15 protein-coding genes are annotated in these 19,442 nt (G+C 64.8%); 7 read left to right on the plus strand and 8 right to left on the minus strand.

Annotated features, from left to right (window positions below):
* The first annotated feature begins 187 nt into the window (after positions 1 to 187).
* The 6 genes from SJI00_RS09385 to SJI00_RS09410 all read left to right on the plus strand — a co-directional run bounded on the left by SJI00_RS09385 (position 188) and on the right by SJI00_RS09410 (position 6,789).
* A complete protein-coding gene (locus SJI00_RS09385) occupies positions 188 to 1,429 on the plus strand; it encodes an SfnB family sulfur acquisition oxidoreductase (RefSeq protein ID WP_322461455.1) in 1,242 nt (413 codons plus the stop codon).
* 255 nt (positions 1,430 to 1,684) lie between these two features.
* Complete coding sequence (locus tag SJI00_RS09390; protein WP_322461456.1) at positions 1,685 to 2,866, plus strand: SfnB family sulfur acquisition oxidoreductase; 1,182 nt, start codon at positions 1,685 to 1,687, stop codon at positions 2,864 to 2,866.
* Positions 2,866 to 4,251, plus strand: coding sequence for an LLM class flavin-dependent oxidoreductase (locus SJI00_RS09395; RefSeq protein WP_322461457.1), 1,386 nt, complete (start codon positions 2,866 to 2,868; stop codon positions 4,249 to 4,251). Before SJI00_RS09390 ends, SJI00_RS09395 begins: the two co-directional genes overlap by 1 nt.
* Positions 4,244 to 5,044, plus strand: coding sequence for a MetQ/NlpA family ABC transporter substrate-binding protein (locus SJI00_RS09400; protein ID WP_322461458.1), 801 nt, complete (start codon positions 4,244 to 4,246; stop codon positions 5,042 to 5,044). The genes SJI00_RS09395 and SJI00_RS09400 overlap by 8 nt, the downstream gene beginning before the upstream one ends.
* Before the next feature lies 1 nt (position 5,045).
* On the plus strand, positions 5,046 to 6,155 hold the full coding sequence (locus SJI00_RS09405) for a methionine ABC transporter ATP-binding protein (RefSeq protein ID WP_322461459.1): 1,110 nt from the start codon (positions 5,046 to 5,048) through the stop codon (positions 6,153 to 6,155).
* On the plus strand, positions 6,145 to 6,789 hold the full coding sequence (locus SJI00_RS09410) for a methionine ABC transporter permease (protein ID WP_322461460.1): 645 nt from the start codon (positions 6,145 to 6,147) through the stop codon (positions 6,787 to 6,789). Before SJI00_RS09405 ends, SJI00_RS09410 begins: the two co-directional genes overlap by 11 nt.
* Positions 6,790 to 7,107: 318 nt before the next feature.
* Here SJI00_RS09410 and dibA read toward each other — a convergent pair whose 3' ends face one another.
* On the minus strand, positions 7,108 to 9,003 hold the full coding sequence (gene dibA / locus SJI00_RS09415; RefSeq protein ID WP_322461461.1) for a phosphodiesterase DibA: 1,896 nt from the start codon (positions 9,001 to 9,003) through the stop codon (positions 7,108 to 7,110).
* 215 nt (positions 9,004 to 9,218) lie between these two features.
* On the opposite strand from dibA, the gene SJI00_RS09420 reads away from it, so the two are divergent.
* Positions 9,219 to 10,208: a sensor domain-containing diguanylate cyclase gene (locus SJI00_RS09420; protein ID WP_322461462.1), complete on the plus strand. Its 990-nt coding sequence runs from the start codon at positions 9,219 to 9,221 to the stop codon at positions 10,206 to 10,208.
* Positions 10,209 to 10,376: 168 nt separating this feature from the next.
* On the opposite strand, the gene gabT is transcribed toward SJI00_RS09420, so the two are convergent.
* The 7 genes from gabT to SJI00_RS09455 form a co-directional block, all read right to left on the minus strand.
* The gene (gene gabT / locus SJI00_RS09425) at positions 10,377 to 11,654 is read right to left on the minus strand and encodes a 4-aminobutyrate--2-oxoglutarate transaminase (protein ID WP_322461463.1); all 1,278 of its coding nucleotides are present in this window, start codon (positions 11,652 to 11,654) and stop codon (positions 10,377 to 10,379) included.
* Positions 11,655 to 11,833: 179 nt separating this feature from the next.
* Positions 11,834 to 13,276 carry an NADP-dependent succinate-semialdehyde dehydrogenase gene (gabD, locus tag SJI00_RS09430; protein WP_322461464.1) on the minus strand — a complete coding sequence of 481 codons (1,443 nt, stop codon included), beginning with the start codon at positions 13,274 to 13,276 and terminating at the stop codon, positions 11,834 to 11,836.
* A 136-nt stretch (positions 13,277 to 13,412) separates the two neighbouring features.
* Entirely contained in the window at positions 13,413 to 13,796 is a 384-nt protein-coding gene (gene gcvH / locus SJI00_RS09435) for a glycine cleavage system protein GcvH (protein ID WP_322461465.1), read from the minus strand.
* 49 nt (positions 13,797 to 13,845) lie between these two features.
* Complete coding sequence (gene gcvT / locus SJI00_RS09440; protein ID WP_322461466.1) at positions 13,846 to 14,928, minus strand: glycine cleavage system aminomethyltransferase GcvT; 1,083 nt, start codon at positions 14,926 to 14,928, stop codon at positions 13,846 to 13,848.
* Positions 14,929 to 15,052: 124 nt separating this feature from the next.
* Positions 15,053 to 16,675 carry an ABC transporter permease gene (locus tag SJI00_RS09445; RefSeq protein ID WP_322461467.1) on the minus strand — a complete coding sequence of 541 codons (1,623 nt, stop codon included), beginning with the start codon at positions 16,673 to 16,675 and terminating at the stop codon, positions 15,053 to 15,055.
* Positions 16,676 to 17,099: 424 nt separating this feature from the next.
* Positions 17,100 to 18,101: an extracellular solute-binding protein gene (locus SJI00_RS09450; RefSeq protein ID WP_322461468.1), complete on the minus strand. Its 1,002-nt coding sequence runs from the start codon at positions 18,099 to 18,101 to the stop codon at positions 17,100 to 17,102.
* Positions 18,102 to 18,216: 115 nt separating this feature from the next.
* Positions 18,217 to 19,440, minus strand: coding sequence for a 2-octaprenyl-3-methyl-6-methoxy-1,4-benzoquinol hydroxylase (locus tag SJI00_RS09455; protein WP_322461469.1), 1,224 nt, complete (start codon positions 19,438 to 19,440; stop codon positions 18,217 to 18,219).
* Positions 19,441 to 19,442: the final 2 nt, after the last annotated feature.

The following is a 19,442-nucleotide window of genomic DNA, read 5'->3' on the forward strand; positions in this document are numbered from 1 at the left end:
TCATATTCAAAAAAGCTATTTCATAAACATTTAACAACACATTAAGGTATATCGACCGGACCACCGGACCAGCAAACGTTTGTCGCCTTCAATCGAAGCGACTCATCTAATTTGTGAGGTACGCCATGGTCCAGGTCTTCCCTGCGCACACCGTCGGGGCATCGCGTGCAGCTACGGAGCGGCACTGATGTCTAGCCAAGCAAGCACTTCGTTCCACGTGGAACATGACGTTTCTCCGCCGCTGCTGCCGGCTAAGGTACTGCGGGATGATGCCGAGGCTGTGCAGGCAGCGCACGAGCTCGCCGCGGAGGCTCGCGTACAGGCCGCCTCTCGCGACCGCCAACGCGCTCTACCCTGGGCTGAAATCGAGCACTTCACGGCCAGCGGTCTGGGCAGCATCAGCGTGCCAAAACAGTACGGTGGTCCTGAGGTTTCCTTCGCCGCGATTGCCGAAGTATTTCGGGTGATCAGCGCCGCTGACCCTGCCTTGGGGCAGATTCCACAGAACCAGTTCGGCATCCTTCAACTGCTTCGCCTGACCGCCACGCCCGCCCAGCAGGCACTGGTGTTCCGCAGCGTGCTGGACGGCGCGCGCATCGGTAACGCCGGCCCAGAGCGCGGCACCAAGGACACCCTGACGCTCAAGGCGCGCATTACCCGGCAGGGCGACGGCTATCGCCTGAGCGGTGAGAAGTTCTATTCCACCGGCGCCTTGTTCGCACATTGGGTCGCGGTGAAGGCACTGGATGAACAAGGGCACGCGCGCTTGGCGTTCGTGCGCCGTGGCAGCCCTGGGTTGCGCATCGTCGATGACTGGTCAGGCTTCGGCCAGCGCACCACGGCCAGCGGCACGGTGTTGCTGGATGAGGTGCCGGTAGACGCCGAACGTGTCATCGACACCGGTCGCCAGCGCGAGGTGCCGAATATCCAAGGCGCCGCCTCGCAACTGATTCAGGCCGCCATCGATGCCGGTATCGCCGAAGCGGCCATCGACGAGGCCATCACCTTCGTGCGTGAGAAATCCCGACCGTGGATCGACGCCAATGTGCAGCGAGCCAGCGACGACCCTTACGTGATCGCCGACGTCGGTCGCCTGAAGCTGGAGCTGCACGCCGCCCAGGCGCTGCTGCGCAAGGCTGCGCGGGTGCTCGATGAGGTCAACCGTGCCCCCCTCGATGCCGCTGCCGCAGCGCGGGCATCGATTGCCGTGGCAGAGGCCAAGGTGCTGACCACCGAGATCGCCCTGCAGGCCAGCGAGAAGCTGTTCGAGCTGGCCGGCAGCCGCGCGACCCTGGCCGAGTTCAACCTCGACCGGCACTGGCGCAATGCCCGGGTGCACACCCTGCATGACCCCGTGCGCTGGAAGTACCACGCGGTGGGCGCCTATTACCTGAACGGCACACTACCGGCCCGACATTCCTGGATTTGAAGGGCGTGGCTGTGGCGTTGGTGGCGATCAGGGCCCCGTTCAGAACTCCGCTCGCAGCGCTTGGCCGACGCCCCAGCACGACACCCTGCAGGCGTCTGCCACACGGCGCCGGGCTGTCGCGCAACGCACGGGTTGAGTGGGCGCGCGACCGCTCCGGCGCTCCAGTCAGCCGCAAACGCCAGCCCAGGCCTGCATGCAATGGGCTTCATCGCAATCCACATTCATTGGCAGCGCCCAAGCCGCTGGAGAAACACCATGACCACATCGATCATCACCAGCGACCGCCAGGCCTTGGACGTCGCTGAACACATCGCCCAGCAGCTGCACACCGGCAGCGCCGAGCGCGACCGCGAACGCCGCCTGCCGCATGCCGAGCTGGCGCTGTTCAGCCGCTCCGGCCTGTGGGCCATCAGCGTGCCCAAGGCCTTTGGCGGTGCGGGCGTGTCCAACGTCACCCTGGCCCAGGTCATCGCCCGTATTGCCCAGGCCGACGCCTCGCTCGGGCAAATTCCACAGAACCATTTCTATGCCCTTGAGGTGCTGCGCGTGAACGGCACCCAAGCGCAGCGACAGCGCTTGTATGCCGAGGTGCTGGCCGGCCGACGCTTTGGCAATGCACTGGCCGAGCTGGGCACCAAAACCGCCCATGACCGCACCACTCGCCTCACCCGCGACGGCGCCGGGTACCGCATCGATGGCCGCAAGTTCTACGCCACCGGCGCACTGTATGCCCAACGTATCCCGACCTCGGTGATCGATGAACAAGGCCAGCAGCAACTGGCCTTCGTTCCAGCCGACAGCCCGGGCCTGCAGGTGATCGACGACTGGAGCGGCTTCGGCCAGCGCACCACTGGCAGTGGTTCTGTGCAGTTCGAGCAGGTGTACGTCGACGCCGAAGACGTGGTGCCGTTCCAGAGCGCCTTCGAGCGCCCGACGCCAGTCGGCCCGCTGGCGCAGATTCTTCACGCGGCCATCGACACCGGCATCGCCCGCGCTGCCTTCGAGGACGCCACGCAGTTCGTACGCAGCCGCAGCCGCCCCTGGATCGATTCCAAGGTAGACAAAGCCAGTGACGATCCCCTGACCCTGAAAAGCATCGGCCACCTGGCGATCCGTCTGCACGCCGCCGAAGCCTTGCTGGAGCGGGCCGGTGAAGCCCTCGACCGCGCCCAGGCAGACAGCACGGCAGAGACCGTCGCGGCCGCCTCCATCGCCGTCGCCGAAGCCCGTGCGCTGAGCACTGAAATTTCCCTGGCCGCCGGCACCACGCTGTTCGAGCTGGCCGGCAGCCAGGCCACTCTGGCCGAGCACAACCTCGACCGCCACTGGCGCAACGCCCGCGTGCACACCCTGCATGACCCGGTGCGCTGGAAGTACCACGCCATCGGTAACTACTACCTCAACGATGAACTGCCACCACGCCGGGGGACGATCTGATGGCCAAGCACATCCTGCTCAACGCCTTCAACATGAACTGCGTCGGCCACATCAACCATGGCCTGTGGACCCATCCACGCGACACCTCGACCCAGTACAAGACCCTCGCCTACTGGACCGACCTCGCGCGCCTGCTGGAGCGCGGATTGTTCGACGGGCTGTTCATCGCTGACATCGTCGGCACCTACGACGTCTACGGCCGTTCGGTGGATGTGCCGCTCAAGGAAGCCATCCAGCTGCCCGTCAACGACCCGCTGCTGCTGGTCTCGGCCATGGCGGCCGTCACCCGCCACCTGGGCTTCGGCCTGACCGCCAACCTCACCTACGAGCCGCCGTACCTGTTCGCCCGCAGGCTTTCTACCCTCGACCACCTGAGCAACGGTCGGGTCGGCTGGAACATCGTCACCGGCTACCTCGACAGCGCCGCCCAGGCCATGGGCCTGGCGCAGCAGCCTGCGCACGACCGGCGCTATGACCAGGCCGACGAATACCTGCAGGTGCTGTACAAGCTGCTCGAAGGCAGCTGGGCCGAGGATGCGGTGGTCAACGACCGTGAACAGCGGGTGTATGCCGACCCGGCCAAGGTGCGCAAGGTGCAGCACAAAGGCGAGTTCTACACAGTGGACGGCTATCACCTGTGCGAGCCCTCGCCGCAGCGCACGCCAGTGCTGTACCAGGCCGGCACCTCCTCACGCGGCCTGGCGTTCGCCGGCAGCCATGCCGAGTGCGTGTTCATCGGCGGCCAGGACAAAACCGCCGTGCGGGCCCAGGTCGACAACATTCGCGCCGCCGCCCAGGCCGCTGGCCGTGATCCACAGGCGGTGAAGGTGTTCATCGGTATCACCGTGGTCGTCGCACCTACCGAGCAGCAGGCCCAGGCCAAGCACGCCGAGTACTTGCGCCACGCCAGCCCGGAAGCGGGTGTCGCACACTTTGCAGCCTCCACCGGCATCGACTTCGCCGCCTATGCGCTGGACCAGCCCATCGCAGCCGGCCCGGGCAACGCGATCCAGTCGGCCACGCGCCAGCTGCAGGACAACGCCTGGACCCGGCGTCGCCTGTTGCAGCAGCACGCGCTGGGCGGGCGCTACGTCACCGTGGTCGGTGACCCCGACCAGGTCGCCGAACAACTGATCGCCTGGATCGACGACACCGGCCTGGACGGTTTCAACCTGACCCGCACGGTCACCCCGGAAAGCTACGAGGACTTCATCGACCTGGTCATCCCGCAGCTGCAGCAGCGCGGGCGCTACAAGACCGCTTATGCCGACGGTACCTTGCGCGAAAAGCTGTTCGACACCCACCACCCGCACCTGCCCGCCGACCATCCTGGCGCGGCCTATCGCTACACCCCTGCCCCGACTGGAGTCCTGCGCCATGCGTGAACAACTGATCCGGCCCGTCGCGGCCATTGCCTTGGCCCTCGGCCTGTCCAGCACCGTGCTGGCCGCAGAACCTTTGAAGGTCGGCACCACGGCGGCCTTTGCCATCCCGCTGGAAGCCGCCGTCGAGCAAGCCCACAAGCAGGGCCTTGAAGTGAAGCTGATCGAGTTCAGCGACTGGATTGCGCCCAATGTCAGCCTCAACAGCGGCGACATCGACGTGAACTACTTCCAGCACATTCCCTTCCTGGAAAACGCCAAGGCCGCCGCCGGCTTCGACCTGACGCCCTACGCGCCGGGGATCATCAACAACGTCGGCCTGTACTCGAAGAAATACACCTCTTTCGATGCACTGCCCGAAGGCGCCAGCGTGGCCATCGCCAATGACCCGATCAACAGCGGTCGCGGCCTGCAACTGCTGGCCAAGGCAGGCCTGATCACGCTCAAGCCGGGGGTTGGCTACAAGGCCAGCGAAGACGACATCATCGCCAACCCGAAGCAGCTGAAAATCCTCCAGGTCGAGGCCGTGCAACTGGTGCGCGCCTATGACGACGCGGACCTGGTGCAGGGCTACCCGGCGTACATCCGCCTGGCCAACAGCTTCGATGCCACCTCGGCGCTGCTGTTCGATGGGCTGGAGAACAAGGAGTACGTGATCCAGTTCGTCATCCGCCCTCAAAGCAAGGACGACCCGCGCCTGGCCAAGTTCGTCGACATCTACCAGCACTCGCCCGCCGTGCGCGCCGCGCTGAACAAGGCCCACGGCAACCTGTACCAAGCCGGTTGGGAGGGCTGACATGAGCCAGGCCATTGCGCTCAGGGCGCCCATCGTACCTCCCTCTCCTGCGCGGGCCGACGGCCCGGCCACGCACGTGCACGCCAGCCCCGCGCAGATCCATTTTCTCGGCCTGGGCAAAACCTACCCCGGCCAGGCACAACCTGCGCTGCATGGCATCGACCTGAGCATCCGCCGCGGCGAGATCTTCGGCATCATCGGCCGCAGTGGCGCTGGCAAGTCATCGCTGCTGCGCACCATCAACCGCCTGGAGCAACCCAGCCACGGCCGGGTGCTCATCGATCAAGTGGACATCGCACCGTTCGATGAAGACCAACTGGTGGCGCTGCGCAGACGCATCGGCATGATCTTCCAGCACTTCAACCTCATGTCGGCCAAGACCGTGTGGCAGAACGTCGAGCTGCCGCTGAAGGTGGCCGGGGTGGCCAAGGCCGAACGCCAGCGCAAGGTGCGCCAATTGCTCGCACTGGTCGGCCTTGAGGAAAAACACCACGTGTACCCGGCGCAGTTGTCGGGCGGGCAGAAGCAGCGGGTCGGCATTGCGCGCGCGCTGGTGCATGACCCGCAGATCCTGTTGTGCGACGAAGCCACCTCGGCGCTGGACCCGGAAACCACGGCATCGATCCTTGAGTTGCTGCGCGACATCAATCGCCGCCTGGGGCTGACCGTGGTGCTGATTACCCACGAGATGGCGGTGATTCGTGACATCTGCCACCGGGTGGTGGTGCTTGAGCAGGGGGAGGTGGTGGAACAGGGCGATGTCTGGCGGGTGTTCGGCACGCCGCGCCATGCGGTGACCCGGACCCTGCTGGCACCCTTGCAGACCCAGGTGCCCGAAGCGCTGCAAGCCACGCTGCGTGCCAGCCCCATCAGCCGCAACAGCGCGGTGGTGCTCAAGCTCACGGTACTCGGTGAACCGGCGCTGTCGGAGCTGTTCGCCGACCTCGGCGGGCGCGTGCGGCTGCTGCAAGGCGGTGTGCAAACCATCGGCGGGCATGCGCTGGGGCAGTTGATCCTGTCGGTCCAGGACGCGCCACACGATACCGCGCAACTGCTGGAACGCGCCGGCCGCTGGGCCGAACAGGTGGAGGTGCTTGGCCATGTGGTTTGATCGCTTGCTGCAAGGGTTGCTCGACACCCTGATGATGGTCGGTGTGTCCTCGCTGATTGCGTTGCTGCTGGGCGTGCCGATGGCAGTGTTGCTGGTCACCAGCGACAAGGGCGGGATCTTCGCCGCGCCGTTGCTCAACCGGGTGCTGGGCGCCTTCGTCAACCTGTTCCGCTCGATCCCGTTCCTGATCCTGATGGTCGCGCTGATCCCCTTTACCCGCCTGGTGGTGGGCACGACCTACGGCGTGTGGGCGGCCGTGGTGCCGCTGACCATCGCCGCCACGCCGTTCTTTGCGCGCATTGCCGAAGTCAGCTTGCGCGAGGTCGATCAGGGGCTGGTGGAGGCGGCGCAAGCCATGGGATGCCGCCGCTGGCACATCGTCTGGCATGTGCTGCTGCCTGAAGCGCTGCCGGGAATCGTCGGCGGCTTCACCATCACCCTGGTGACGCTGATCAACTCCTCGGCCATGGCTGGCGCGATTGGCGCCGGAGGGCTGGGCGACATCGCCTACCGGTATGGGTATCAGCGCTTCGACAGCCAGATCATGCTGACCGTGATCGCCATGCTGGTGGTGCTGGTGGCGGTGATCCAACTGAGTGGGGATCGGTTGGCCAAGGCGCTGAACAAGCGTTGAAGTGGCACGCGTCTCAGGGTAGGAGCGGCCGGTTCGGCACGCCGGTCAGCCGAGATGGCGGCGCAGCCGACCCAGGGCTGCCCCCCCCTTTTACCGGTCGGAGCGCGGTGCCTGGAACAGGCCGGCGACGCCGGCCATCGCGGCTGCCCGGAGCGCCGGACCGGCCGCTCCAACAGGCTCAAGCCGCACGAAACAGTCGCTGCACAAGCGCGGTCCGGGCAGGAGCGACTTCAGTCGCGATGGGCCGCAGCGCGCCCCCCATGGCCGCCGCCGCGTTTCGTCGACGACCACCCGAGCTTGCATGTGACTGATCGGCAATCAGCCCCACTTCAACGCATCAGCCGGCATCGGCCGGCCGAACCTGTAGCCCTGCCCCAACTGGCAGCCTTGCTGCAGCAGGAAGTCTGCCTGCTCGGCCTGTTCGATGCCCTCGGCGTGCACCTGCATGCCCATGCTGCGGGCCAGGGCGATGATGACGCGGACGATGGCGATGTCATCGTCGTCATCGGGCAACCCGGCGACGAAACCTTGGTCGATTTTCAGCTTCTGCACCGGCAGGCGCTTGAGCCGCAGCAGCGAAGAATAGCCGGTGCCGAAATCGTCAATGGCCAGGCGCAGGCCCAGCTCGCGCAACCGGTGCAGTTGCTCTAGCGAGACTTCCGGGTCGTCCATCACGGCACTTTCCGTGACTTCGACTTCGAGCAATGCCGGGTTCATGCCGGTCTCGGCCAGCACCTGAGCCACTTCCAGGTACAACCCGCGCTGGCTGAACAGTCGGCTGGAAATGTTCACCGCCACGAACGCCAAGCTGCGCCCTTGTGCCTGCCAGCGCATCATCTGAGAGCACGCCTGGCGCAGCACCCACAAGTCGATTTCACCGATCAGGCCAGTGCGTTCGGCAATGGGAATGAAGTCGCCCGGCGGCACCAGGCCGCGCTCGGGATGCTCCCAGCGGACCAGGCTTTCCACGCCCACCATCACCCCGCTGGTCAAGTCGTGCACCGGTTGGAAGTACACGCGCAACTCGTTTTGCTCAAGGGCCCTGCGCAGCTCGCCCGCAGTTTCGACACGGTGCTGGGCATGGGCTGTGAGCTCTTCGGTGTACAGCGCGTAGTCGGCGCGGCCATTGGCCTTGGCCTTGAACAGCGCAGAATCGGCATTGCGCAGCAATTGCTCGCCGGTCAGCGCGTCGCTGGGGAACAGGCTGATGCCGATGCTGACGCTGATGAACAGGCGATGGCCTTCAAAGCTGAACGGCTCCTTCATGTGCTCGATGACGTCACGGGCCAGGCTGGCGGCTTCGCCGACGTGTGGGCAGCGCTCGAGCAGCACACCGAACTCATCGCCGCCAAGACGCGCCAGGGTCACCCCGGCACCCAGCCAGTGGCTCAGGCGTTCGGCGACCCGCTTGAGTAACTGATCGCCGAGGGTATGCCCCAGGCCGTCGTTGATGCTCTGGAAGTGGTCGAGGTCCATCAACAGCAGTGCGCAGCCGCGCTTGTGCGATTGCGCGGTACCCAGCGCCTGTTCGACACGGTCATTGAACAGCAGGCGGTTGGGCAGCCCGGTGAGCGGATCGTGGTGGGCCAGGTAGGCCAGCTCCTGCTCGGAATGCTTGATGGCGCTGATATCGCTGAACACCGCCACATAGTGGCTGACCTCGCCTTGGTCATCGCGGATGGCGCGGATGGTCTGCCACTGCGGGTAGATTTCGCCGCGCTTGCGACGGTTCCAGATTTCCCCGCTCCACTCGCCAGTTTGCGCCAGCGAGGTGTAGATCTGCCGATAGAACTCCGGCCCGTGATGCCCGGACTTGAACTTGCTGGGCCGCTGGCCGAGCACTTCGTCCTGCTGATAACCGGTGATGCGCATGAAGGCCCGGTTGACGTGCACGATCAGGCCAGTGCGATCGGTGACCAGCACGCCTTCCAGGGTGGTGTCGAACACCGCCTCGGCCATGCGCAGACGCTCGCTGTCCTGTTTGCGCCGGCGCGTGCCGAGCCCGATGAAACTGAGCAACCGCGCCCGCGTGATGAAGATCAGCACGGCGCTTGCCAGCACCCAGATCAGCGAACTCAGGTGGCTGCCAACGGCCATGGCCACGGAGCCATCGAACAGATGATCCAGTACCCGCCCGGCCACGACCAGCCAGAGCATCGAGAGCACCACATACAGCGCAGCCATGCGCAAGGCGTCGCGAGCAGAAACAGACATAACGGGTGAGTCAGACCAAGTTGAAGGAGACGCCAGTATAAAGGCACAAAGCCTTCATGGCTGCCTGCAGGGAAGCGCTCGCGGCTTTTTTTACCTTGGCGAACGTTCGCTGCGTACTTGAACTAATTCCAAGCCTATTACTCACATGATCCACATCGCTTCAGTGGCGGGCCGGGTTGCGCCGCACGCTCATCGCAACCCGACGATCCGTACCGATGACCAAGAATTCCGACTCGCCGCCGTTCGATACTTCTTCGCCAGACACCGCCCACACCCTGCTCGCCTTGCTTCACGCCCAAGCCGAAGTCGCGCGCCTGAGTGAGCGCGATCAACTGTTCAGCTCATTGCTCGAAAGCGTCAATGCCGCGCTCTGGGCGTTCGACTGGGAAACCCGTCGGGTGCTTTATGTGAGCCCTGCCTACGAGCGCATCTTCGGCCGCTCGCCGGCCTTGGTCATGGCTGACTTCAGCGAGTGGCGCGACGCCGTGTACCCCGATGACCTGGCCTATGCCGAACGCAGCCTGGGCGAGGTATTGCTGACCGGCGCCGTTGAGGACCGCGAGTACCGCATCATCAATGCCGCAGGCGAAGTGCGATGGCTCAGCGACAAGTGCTTCCTCAAGCAACCGAGCGAAGGCGAGCAGCGGGTGATCATTGTTGGCATCGCCGAAGACATCACCGAGAAGAAGCAACTCGAGAGCGAGCTGCATCGCCTGGCGACCATTGATGTGCTGACCCAGAGCAGCAACCGCCGGCACTTCTTCGAGTGCGCTCACCAGGCCTTCGAAGAGGCCTGCGCCGAGAACACGCCGCTGTCATTCCTGTTGCTCGACATCGATGATTTCAAGCAGATCAACGACAGCTATGGCCACCAGGAAGGCGACCAGGTGCTGCAACGCATCGCTGACAGTGGCAAGAACGCGCTGCGCCGGGGTGACTTGTTCGGGCGCATCGGTGGCGAGGAGTTCGCGGCGGTGTTTCCCGGCTGCACGGCCGAGGTGGCCGAACAGATCGCCGAGCGCCTGCAACGGGAAATCCAGCGCCTGAGCTTCAACCATGGCCAGAAGATGTACCGGGTAACCGTCAGCCAGGGCCTCACCGGACGGATCGATAGCGATCAGGGGCTGGACACCTTGTTCGCCCGCGCCGACGAGGCGATGTACCAGGCCAAACGTCAGGGCAAGAACCAGATCGTGCAGGGCTGAGCGCCTTGCCCGTTCGACGGCCCAGGCAGGCACCCGTCGAGCCCTTGCGCCATTGCCAGCGACAGGCCGCCACCTTGGTCGCACGCGCGGCGTGCGGCGTATTCACTCACATCGCGCCCAAACAAAAACCCGCCGAGGCGGGTTTTCGTTGGTTACACGTTACCGGGTTCAGGCGAGTTCAGCGAAGCACGCTTCGATGATGGCCAGGCCTTTGTCCAGCAGCGCATCTTCGGCGGTCAGCGGAACGAGGATCCGCAGGACGTTGCCGTAGGTGCCACACGACAGCAGGATCAGACCCTTGTCGCGTGCCTTGGCAACCACTTGGGCGACCGCAGCGGCGTTCGGGGTGTGAGTGCCTTTCTCGAACACTTCAACGGCGATCATCGAGCCCAGACCACGGACATCACCGATGATCGGGTGCTTCTGCTGCATCGCGCGCAGGGCGGTGGTCAGGTGCTCGCCCACAGCCTTGCTACGCTCCAGCAGTTTCTCTTCCTCGAACACTTCGATCACGGCCAGGGCCGCGGCGCAGGCGATTGGCGAGCCGGCGTAGGTGCCACCCAGGCCGCCTGGGGCGATGGCGTCCATGTACTCGGCCTTGCCGCACACACCGGCCAGCGGGAAGCCGCCTGCGATGGATTTGGCGAAGGTGGTCAGGTCAGGTGCGACGCCCATCTGCTCCATGGCGAAGAAGGTGCCGGTACGGCCAGCGCCGGTCTGCACTTCGTCAGCGATCAGCAGGATGCCGTGTTGGTCGCACAGCGCGCGCAGGCGTTTCATCAGCTCGACAGGCGCTGGCAGGAAGCCGCCTTCGCCTTGTACGGGCTCCAGAATGATGGCAGCGATGTCTTTGGGCTCGGCATCGTTCTTGAAGATGCGCTCGACCGAAGCGATGGCTTCATCAACGCTGACGCCGTGCAGCTCGTTAGGGAATTGCGCGCGGAACACACCGCCTGGCATCAGGCCCATGCCGGCCGAATACGGCACCACTTTACCGGTCAGACCCAGGGTCATCATGGTGCGGCCGTGGTAGGCGCCGGTGAAGGCGATCACGCCAGCACGGCCAGTGGCGGCACGGGCGATCTTCACGGCGTTTTCAACGGCTTCGGAGCCGGTGGAAACCAGCAAGGTCTTCTTGGCGAAGTCGCCGGGGACCAGCGCGTTGATCTTCTCGCACACTTCCACGTAGGGCTCATAGGCCAGAACCTGGAAGCAGGTGTGGCTGACCTTGGTCAGCTGTTGCTGAACGGCGGCGACCACTTTCGGGTGCAGGTGGCCGGTGTTGAGCACAGCGATGCCGCCCGCGAAGTCGATCAGTTCGCGGCCTTCGACGTCGATCACGGTGGCGTTCTTCGCGCTCTCCACGAAGATCGGGTGAATCTGGCCAACGCCACGTGGGACGGCGGCGACACGACGTTGCATCAAGGATTCGTTGGTCTTGCTCATAATGCCCTCTTTGGCGCCCGGTTCAGGGGGCGCGCGTATCGGGGGAGGCTCAAGCGGCGGCGAACAGTATTCGTTGATCGACTGTCGCACGCGCCCTGGCCACCAGGTACCGCACTGTCAAAAAAGCCAGCGAGACGTCGCTCTCGCGCCCCGCTGGCAGAGGTAAAGCCTTTAGTGCATCAGATGCTCAGGCACAGGTACTTGATTTCGAGGTAGTCCTCGATGCCGTACTTGGAGCCTTCACGGCCCAGGCCCGACGCCTTGATGCCGCCGAACGGCGCCACTTCGTTGGAGATCAGGCCGGTGTTGATACCCACCATGCCGTATTCCAGGGCTTCAGCAACGCGGAACACACGGCTCATGTCACGGGCATAGAAGTACGACGCCAGGCCGAACTCGGTGTCGTTGGACATGGCGATGACTTCGGCTTCGTCTTTGAAGCGGAACAGCGGCGCCAGTGGGCCGAAGGTTTCTTCCTTGGCCACGGCAGCCGTTTTTGGCACGTCCACCAGAATGGTCGGCTCGAAGAAGTTGCCTTCGATCAGCTTGCCGCCCGACAGCACCTTGGCGCCCTTGGAGACCGCATCCTCGATGTGTTCCTGGACCTTGGCCACGGCTTTGTGGTCGATCAGCGGGCCAGTGGTGGTGCCTTCTTCCAGACCGTTACCGATCTTCAGCTTGCCCACGGCCACCTTGAGCTTCTCGGCGAATGCGTCGTAGACGCCTTCCTGCACGTAGATGCGGTTGGCGCAAACGCAGGTCTGGCCGTTGTTGCGGTACTTGGAGATGATCGCGCCTTCGACGGCCTTATCCAGGTCAGCGTCGTCGAACACGATGAACGGCGCGTTGCCGCCCAGCTCCAGAGAAACCTTTTTGATGTCCTTGGCGCATTCCTGCATCAGCTGGCGACCGATTTCGGTCGAGCCGGTGAAGGACAGCTTGCGCACCAGGCTGTTGCTGGTCAGCTCGCCGCCGACTTCGCCAGCGCTGCCGGTCACCACGCTCAGCACACCCTCGGGGATGCCGGCACGGGTGGCCAGTTCGACCAGCGCCAGGGCGGAGAACGGGGTTTGCGAGGCAGGCTTGAGCACCATGGTGCAACCGGCGGCCAGGGCCGGGCCGGCTTTACGGGTGATCATTGCCGCCGGGAAGTTCCACGGGGTGATGGCCGCAGTGACGCCGATCGGCTGTTTGATGACGATCAGGCGCTTGTCGGGCTGGTGGCCCGGAATGGTGTCGCCGTAGACGCGCTTGGCTTCTTCAGCGAACCACTCGATGAACGAAGCGGCGTAGGCGATTTCGCCCTTGGCTTCGGCCAGCGGCTTGCCTTGTTCGGTGGTCATCAGGCGAGCCAGGTCATCCTGGTTCTCGATCATCAGCTCGAACCAGCGACGCAGCTTGTTGGAACGCTCTTTGGCCGTCAGTGCACGCCAGGCCGGCAGCGCCTTGTCGGCGGCCTCGATGGCGCGGCGGGTTTCGGCGGTGCCCATCTTCGGCACGGTGCCGATGACTTCACCGGTCGCCGGGTTGGTCACGTTGAGGGTCTGGCCATTGTCCGCATCCAGCCACTGACCATTGATGAAGGCCTGCTGACGGAACAACTGAGCGTCTTTGAGCTGCATGTCGACTTCCCGGATTGTTGATTGTGGAAAAAACGCCCGGCACGAAGGTGCCAGGCGTTTGAAATCTCAAACGAATGCTAAGCGGCTGCTGGGGTGTAGGACAATAGCCTGTTCAGAAAAAAGAACGCGACCCGTCTTATTCCCCGATCGCAGCCTTGTAGCCGTCAGCATCCAGCAGCGTGTCGAGCTTGGCCTCACCGCTCGGCTTCAGCTTGAAGATCCAGGCTTGATAAGGGGCTTCGTTGAGCTGCTCGGGGCTGTCGGCCAACGCTTCGTTGACCGCAATGACTTCTCCGGCAACCGGCGAATAGATATCCGAGGCCGCCTTCACCGACTCGACCACACCGGCCGCATCGCCCGCCGCGAACACTTTGCCCACCTCGGCCAGCTCCACGAACACCACATCCCCCAACGCTTCCTGAGCGTGGTCACTGATGCCCACGGTTACCGTGCCATCGGCCTCCAGACGCGCCCACTCGTGGCTTTCGGCAAAACGCAGATCGGCGGGAATATTGCTCATCGTGTGTGTTCCTCAATTAGGCTCAGCGGTGGCTGCGCCGTGGTTGTGTTCAGATCAGGATCTTGCCATGGCGCACGAAGGTCGGCTTGACCACGCGTACCGGGTACCACTTGCCACGGATTTCAACCTCAGCGCGCTCGCCGGTGGCGATGGGCAGCCGAGCCAGGGCAATGGACTTGCTCAATGTAGGGGAGAAACTACCACTGGTGATCTCCCCTTCGCCAACCCCCGCGACACGAACCACCTGATGCGCGCGCAGCACGCCGCGCTCTTCGAGCACCAGCCCGACCAGTTTTTCCTGCACACCCCGGTCGATTTCTGCCAGCAGCCCAGCGCGGCCGATGAAATTGCGGCTGGCCGGTTCCCAGGCAATGCTGGCGTCGAGGTTGGAGGTCAGTGGCGTGTGCGCCTCGTCGATGTCCTGGCCATAGAGGTTCATGCCGGCTTCCAGGCGCAGCGTATCGCGGGCGCCCAGGCCGCTGGGGGCGATGCCTGCGCCCACCAGATCGTAGAAGAAGCCGGGTGCCTGGGCTGCTGGCAGCATCAGTTCGAGCCCGTCCTCGCCGGTGTAGCCGGTGCGGGCGATGAACCAGTCGCCATCGGCCACACCTTGAAACGGACGCAGTTGCCGGATCAGGTTGGCGCGCGCGGTGCTCAACAGTTCGGCGACCTTGTCGCGCGCATGCGGGCCTTGAATCGCCAGGATGGCCAGCTCCGGACGTGGGCGGATCTGCACATCGAATGTCCCGCTGTGCCTGTTGAGCCAGGCGATGACTTTTTCGCGGGTCGCGGCATTGGCCACCAGGCGATAGCCGCCGCGAGTGCGGTAGATGATGAGGTCGTCGATCACCGCGCCGTGCTCATTGAGCATGGGGCTGTACAGGGCATTGCCGGGCGCTTCCAGGCGCGCAACGTCGTTGGCCATCAGGTGCTGCAGGTATGCCGTGGCATCGATCCCGTCGACATCGACCACGGTCATGTGCGAGACGTCGAACACACCGCAATCACTGCGAACCTGATGGTGCTCCTCCACTTGCGAACCGTAGTGCAGGGGCATGTCCCAGCCACCGAAGTCGACCATCTTGGCGCCGAGGGCCAAGTGCAGGTCATACAGGGGTGTACGCTGTCCCATGGGTTTCTCCTTCCGGGCGTGGCGAGGCAACGGCGCGTGGTGACGTTGAATCGTTACCCACTTTTGTAGGACGCGCCGCTGCGAATGCCGCGCATTGTAGCCGCATGGGGGCAGGCTGGCACCCTCAGCGGGTTGCCCCTGGCCCCCGCGCGGAACGTCGGATCAAACCGATCACCGGCACCAGGCCGACCAGCACCAGCGTCAGCGCCGGGAGCGAGGCTCGCGCCCACTCGCCTTCGCTGGTCATCTCGAAAACCCGCACCGCCAGGGTGTCCCAGCCGAACGGACGCATCAGCAGCGTTGCCGGCATTTCCTTGATCACATCGACGAACACCAGCAGCGCCGCGCTCAAGGTACCGGGCACCAGCAACGGCATATACACCCTGATGAACAGTCCTGCGCCGCCCACCCCCAAGCTGCGCGAGGCCTCGGGCAACGAGGGCCGAATACGTTCCAGCGTGCTTTCCAGCGGGCCGTAGGCCACCGCCATGAAACGCACCAGATAGGCCAGCAGCAAAGCCCACAGGCTACCCAGCAACAGCGGCTTGCCGGCGCCGCCCAGCCACTGCGACAGCGGGATGACCAAGCGATTATCGAGGTAGCTGAAGGCAAGCATCAGCGACACGGCCAGCACCGAGCCCGGCAAGGCGTAGCCCAGATTGGCCAGCCCCACGCCGCTGCGGATCAGCGAGGTGGGCGCCTGGCGCCGGGCGAAGGCCAGGCACAACGCCACGCTGACCGTGATCAGCGCAGCCGCCCCGCCGAGTGACAGTGTGTGCAGGACCAAACCCAGGTAACGCTCGTCCAGGTCGTGCCGGCCGCGCTGCCAGAACCAGGCCAGCAGCTGCAGCAGCGGGATCACAAAGGCGCAGGCGAACACCGTCAGGCACCAGGTCGTGGCGGCCAGCGCCTTGATCCCCTGCAACCGATACAACGGCTGCGTCCGTGCCCGCTCGTTACCCGTGCGCGCAGCGCCCCGCGCACGGCGCTCGCCATACAGGACGAGCATGACGAACAGCAGCAGCAAACTGGCCAGCTGCGCCGCGCTGGACAGGCTGAAGAAGCCGTACCAGGTCTTGTAGATCGCCGTGGTGAAGGTGTCGAAGTTGAACACCGCTACCGCGCCGAAATCCGCCAGGGTTTCCATCAGGGCCAGGGCAATGCCCGCGCCGATTGCCGGCCGCGCCATGGGCAGCGCCACCCGCCAGAACGCCTGCAGCGGCGACAGCCCGAGCACGCGCGCAGCCTCCATCAGGCCCCGCCCCTGCGCCAGAAACGCGCTGCGTGCGAGCAGGTAGACGTAGGGGTAGAACACCAGCACCAGCACGATGATCACCCCGCCGGTGGAGCGCACCCGCGGCAGCCGCATGGGTCCGAACGCCTCACGCAGCGCACTTTGCACGGGGCCGGCGAAGTCCAGCAGGCCGACAAAGACGAACGCCAGAACATAGGCTGGAATGGCGAAGGGCAGCATCAATGCCCAATCCAGCCAGCGCCGCCCGGGGAATTCGCAGAGGCTGGTCAGCCAGGCCAGGCTAACGCCCAAGATCAGCACACCCGCGCCCACGCCCAGCACCAGCGTCAGTGTGTTGCCCAGCAGGCGACCCATCTGGGTGTCGAGCAGGTGCGACCAGATCTGCAGGTCGATGCTCTGCCATGACAAAGCCAGTACGCTCAGCGGCAGCAGCACCAGGGCGGCGCAGAGGCCGACAGGGAAGTACCAGCGGCGTTGTGGGGCATGTGACACAGCAGGGCTCTCGGTATCGTGTGGGCTGTTGTTCACGCAGCCAGGGGCGTGTCGTTGAATCTGTGCTGCTTGTACCAGGCCGGCTTCGCGACTGACCGGAACGCCGGAACGGCCGCTTCTACAGGACCGCGTTGGCTTCAGGTATTTTGCGGTCCTCACCCCTTGTCGGAGCGAGCCCGCTCGCGATGACCGGCAAAGCCGGTCCGCTGGCCGCCACGCTTTACCTGCTGGGCATTGGTGTTGTCTAAATGGCGGGCGGCGGTGCCGCCCTTCGCGAGCAAGCTCGCGCCTACAGGGCCGCGGTCGCAGACCTATGCCATGAGACCTGGCGGTGTCTTGCGACAGGTGCTTGCGTCGAGACGCCTCGGCTGGGCGAGTTCGTGCATGCAGGGACGTCTCGACTGAGGCACATCCGGCCCTCGGCTCAGTTCCAGCCCGCGCGGTCCATCAGCCGGATCGCTTCGGCCTGACGCTTGCCGGCCACCTCGACCGGGATGCTGTCGGCCTTGAAGCTACCCCAGGCCGCAACCTCGTCGGACGGTTTCACCTTGGGGTTGGCCGGGAATTCCTGGTTGAGGTCGGCGAACAGCTTCTGCGCCTCTTCACCGGTCATCCATTCCACCAGGCGGGTGGCCGCTTCCGGATGCGGAGCATGCTGGGTCAGGCCGATGCCGGACAGGTTGACGTGCACGCCGCGGTCACCCTGATTGGGCCAGAACAGCTTGAGTGGCAGTTTCGGATCAGCCTTGTGCATGCGCCCGAAGTAGTAAGTGTTGACCACACCGACATCGCATTGCCCGGCGGCGATGGCCTGAAGCACCGCGTTGTCGTCCGAGAACACGTCGGTGGAGAGGTTGTCGACCCAACCTTTGACGATCTCTTCGGTTTTGGCTTCGCCATGGTTCTCGATCAGCGTGGCGGTCAGCGACTGGTTGTAGACCTTCTTCGCCGTACGCAGGCAGAGGCGCCCTTCCCATTGTTCATCGGCCAGCGCCTCGTAGGTGCTGAGCTCCTCGGGCTGGACCCGCTCGGTGGCATAGACGATGGTCCGCGCGCGCAGGCTCAGGCCGGTCCAGTCGTGGGATGAGGCGCGGTATTGCGCAGGGATGTTCTGGTCGATGACGCTGGACTTGATCGGTTGCAGGATGCCCATCTGCTCGGCCTGCCAGAGGTTGCCGGCGTCGACCGTGAGCAGCAGGTCGGCCACAGCGTTCTGGCCCTCGGCCTTGATGCGTTGCATCAGGGGCGCTTCCTTGTCGGTGATGAATTTCACCTTGACCCCGGTCTTGGCCGTGTAGGCATCGAAGACCGGCTTGATCAGCTCGTCGATGCGCGAGGAATACACCACCACCTCGTCCGCGGCCTGGGCAGTACCGCCGAACAGGGAGAGGGCCAGGACGGCCCAGACAGGCTTGCGTGACAACATGGAAAGCGCTCCTCGGGACATGAGAGGCGCAAAGGGTAGTGGTTCTTATTTGCCGGCTCACCCGTCGAGCCGTTACCGGATGTTGCCGAGGCGCAGCACAGGCTGCGCGCCTTGGTCAGGCCCGGGCCAACGCCGGCAGGTCGCCGGTCAGGCCAAGCGCCTGACGCACGAACAGCGCCTTGGCATCCGGCAACTGCTCGACCAGCTTCAAACCGGTATTGCGTAACCAGCGCAGCGTCAGCCGATCGTTCTGGAACAACCGCTCGAAGCCTTCCATAGCCGCCATCAAGGCCAGATTGTGCGGCATGCGCCGGCGCTCGTAGCGGCTCAACACTTTGAGGTCGGCCAAGCGCTCGCCGCGCTCACAGGCGTGCAGCAGTTCTTCGGCCAGCACCGCTGCATCCAGAAAGCCCAGGTTGACCCCTTGCCCGGCCAACGGGTGGATGGTGTGCGCAGCATCGCCAATCAGCGCCAGGCCTTCGGCCACATAACGTTTGGCGTGACGTTGGCGCAGCGGCACGCAAACGCGCGGGTCAGCGTCCAGCACACTACCCAGACGCCCCTCGAAGGCGTGCTCAAGCGCCTGGCAGAAGCGCGCATCGTCCAGGGCCATGACGCGCTCGGCTTCTGCCGGGGTGATCGACCAGACGATCGAGCACCAGTCTTGCGCGCCGTCGCGTTCCAGGGGGAGGAACGCCAACGGCCCCTGGTCGGTAAAGCGCTGCCAGGCCGTGCGCCGATGCCCCTGGCTGCAGCGCACGCTGGTGACGATGGCGTGGTGCAGGTAGTCCCACTCGCGGGTTTCACTGCCGGTCAGCCGGCGGACAGCGGAATGCGCGCCGTCGGCAGCCACCACCAAGGGGGTGCGCAGACGTTGGCCATCGGCCAGGGTCAGCAGCCAGTCATCGCCGGAGCGGCGCAAGTGCTCCAGGCGCGCACCTGGCAACAGGCCGATGTCGCTGTCTTGCAGGCGCTCGATGAGGCCATCCTGCACCACACGGTTTTCCACGATGTGGCCGAGCACATGGGCATGCACGCTGGCGGCGGAGAAATGGATTTCGCCGGTGCCCGTGCCGTCCCATACGTGCATGTCCGAATAGGGCGACACACGCCTTGCAGCGATACCCTCCCAGGCGCCCAGGCGCTCGAGGATGCGCTGGCTGGCCGCCGACAGGGCACTCACCCGTGGCTCGAACGGCGCCGAGGCCGCGAACGGCTCGACCGTCAACGGGCCGCCATCGAGCAAGAGCACCTGCAAACCGCTGTGGCGCAGCGCCAGCGCCAGGGCGCTGCCAACCATGCCGGCGCCGACAATCACCAGATCTGCGCGGGTTTCCATGC

The organism is Pseudomonas gebzensis (genome assembly GCF_034427815.1).
Taxonomy (GTDB): Bacteria; Pseudomonadota; Gammaproteobacteria; order Pseudomonadales; family Pseudomonadaceae; genus Aquipseudomonas.

Excerpts from the sequence above, each read along its gene's own strand:
- SJI00_RS09385 (WP_322461455.1), top strand. The coding sequence starts at position 188 with ATGTCTAGCCAAGCAAGCACTTCGTTCCACGTGGAACATGACGTTTCT.
- SJI00_RS09390 (WP_322461456.1), top strand. The coding sequence starts at position 1,685 with ATGACCACATCGATCATCACCAGCGACCGCCAGGCCTTGGACGTCGCT.
- SJI00_RS09395 (WP_322461457.1), top strand. The coding sequence starts at position 2,866 with ATGGCCAAGCACATCCTGCTCAACGCCTTCAACATGAACTGCGTCGGC.
- SJI00_RS09400 (WP_322461458.1), top strand. The coding sequence starts at position 4,244 with ATGCGTGAACAACTGATCCGGCCCGTCGCGGCCATTGCCTTGGCCCTC.
- SJI00_RS09405 (WP_322461459.1), top strand. The coding sequence starts at position 5,046 with ATGAGCCAGGCCATTGCGCTCAGGGCGCCCATCGTACCTCCCTCTCCT.
- SJI00_RS09410 (WP_322461460.1), top strand. The coding sequence starts at position 6,145 with ATGTGGTTTGATCGCTTGCTGCAAGGGTTGCTCGACACCCTGATGATG.
- dibA (WP_322461461.1), bottom strand. The coding sequence starts at position 9,003 with ATGTCTGTTTCTGCTCGCGACGCCTTGCGCATGGCTGCGCTGTATGTG.
- SJI00_RS09420 (WP_322461462.1), top strand. The coding sequence starts at position 9,219 with ATGACCAAGAATTCCGACTCGCCGCCGTTCGATACTTCTTCGCCAGAC.
- gabT (WP_322461463.1), bottom strand. The coding sequence starts at position 11,654 with ATGAGCAAGACCAACGAATCCTTGATGCAACGTCGTGTCGCCGCCGTC.
- gabD (WP_322461464.1), bottom strand. The coding sequence starts at position 13,276 with ATGCAGCTCAAAGACGCTCAGTTGTTCCGTCAGCAGGCCTTCATCAAT.
- gcvH (WP_322461465.1), bottom strand. The coding sequence starts at position 13,796 with ATGAGCAATATTCCCGCCGATCTGCGTTTTGCCGAAAGCCACGAGTGG.
- gcvT (WP_322461466.1), bottom strand. The coding sequence starts at position 14,928 with ATGGGACAGCGTACACCCCTGTATGACCTGCACTTGGCCCTCGGCGCC.
- SJI00_RS09450 (WP_322461468.1), bottom strand. The coding sequence starts at position 18,101 with ATGTTGTCACGCAAGCCTGTCTGGGCCGTCCTGGCCCTCTCCCTGTTC.
- SJI00_RS09455 (WP_322461469.1), bottom strand. The coding sequence starts at position 19,440 with ATGGAAACCCGCGCAGATCTGGTGATTGTCGGCGCCGGCATGGTTGGC.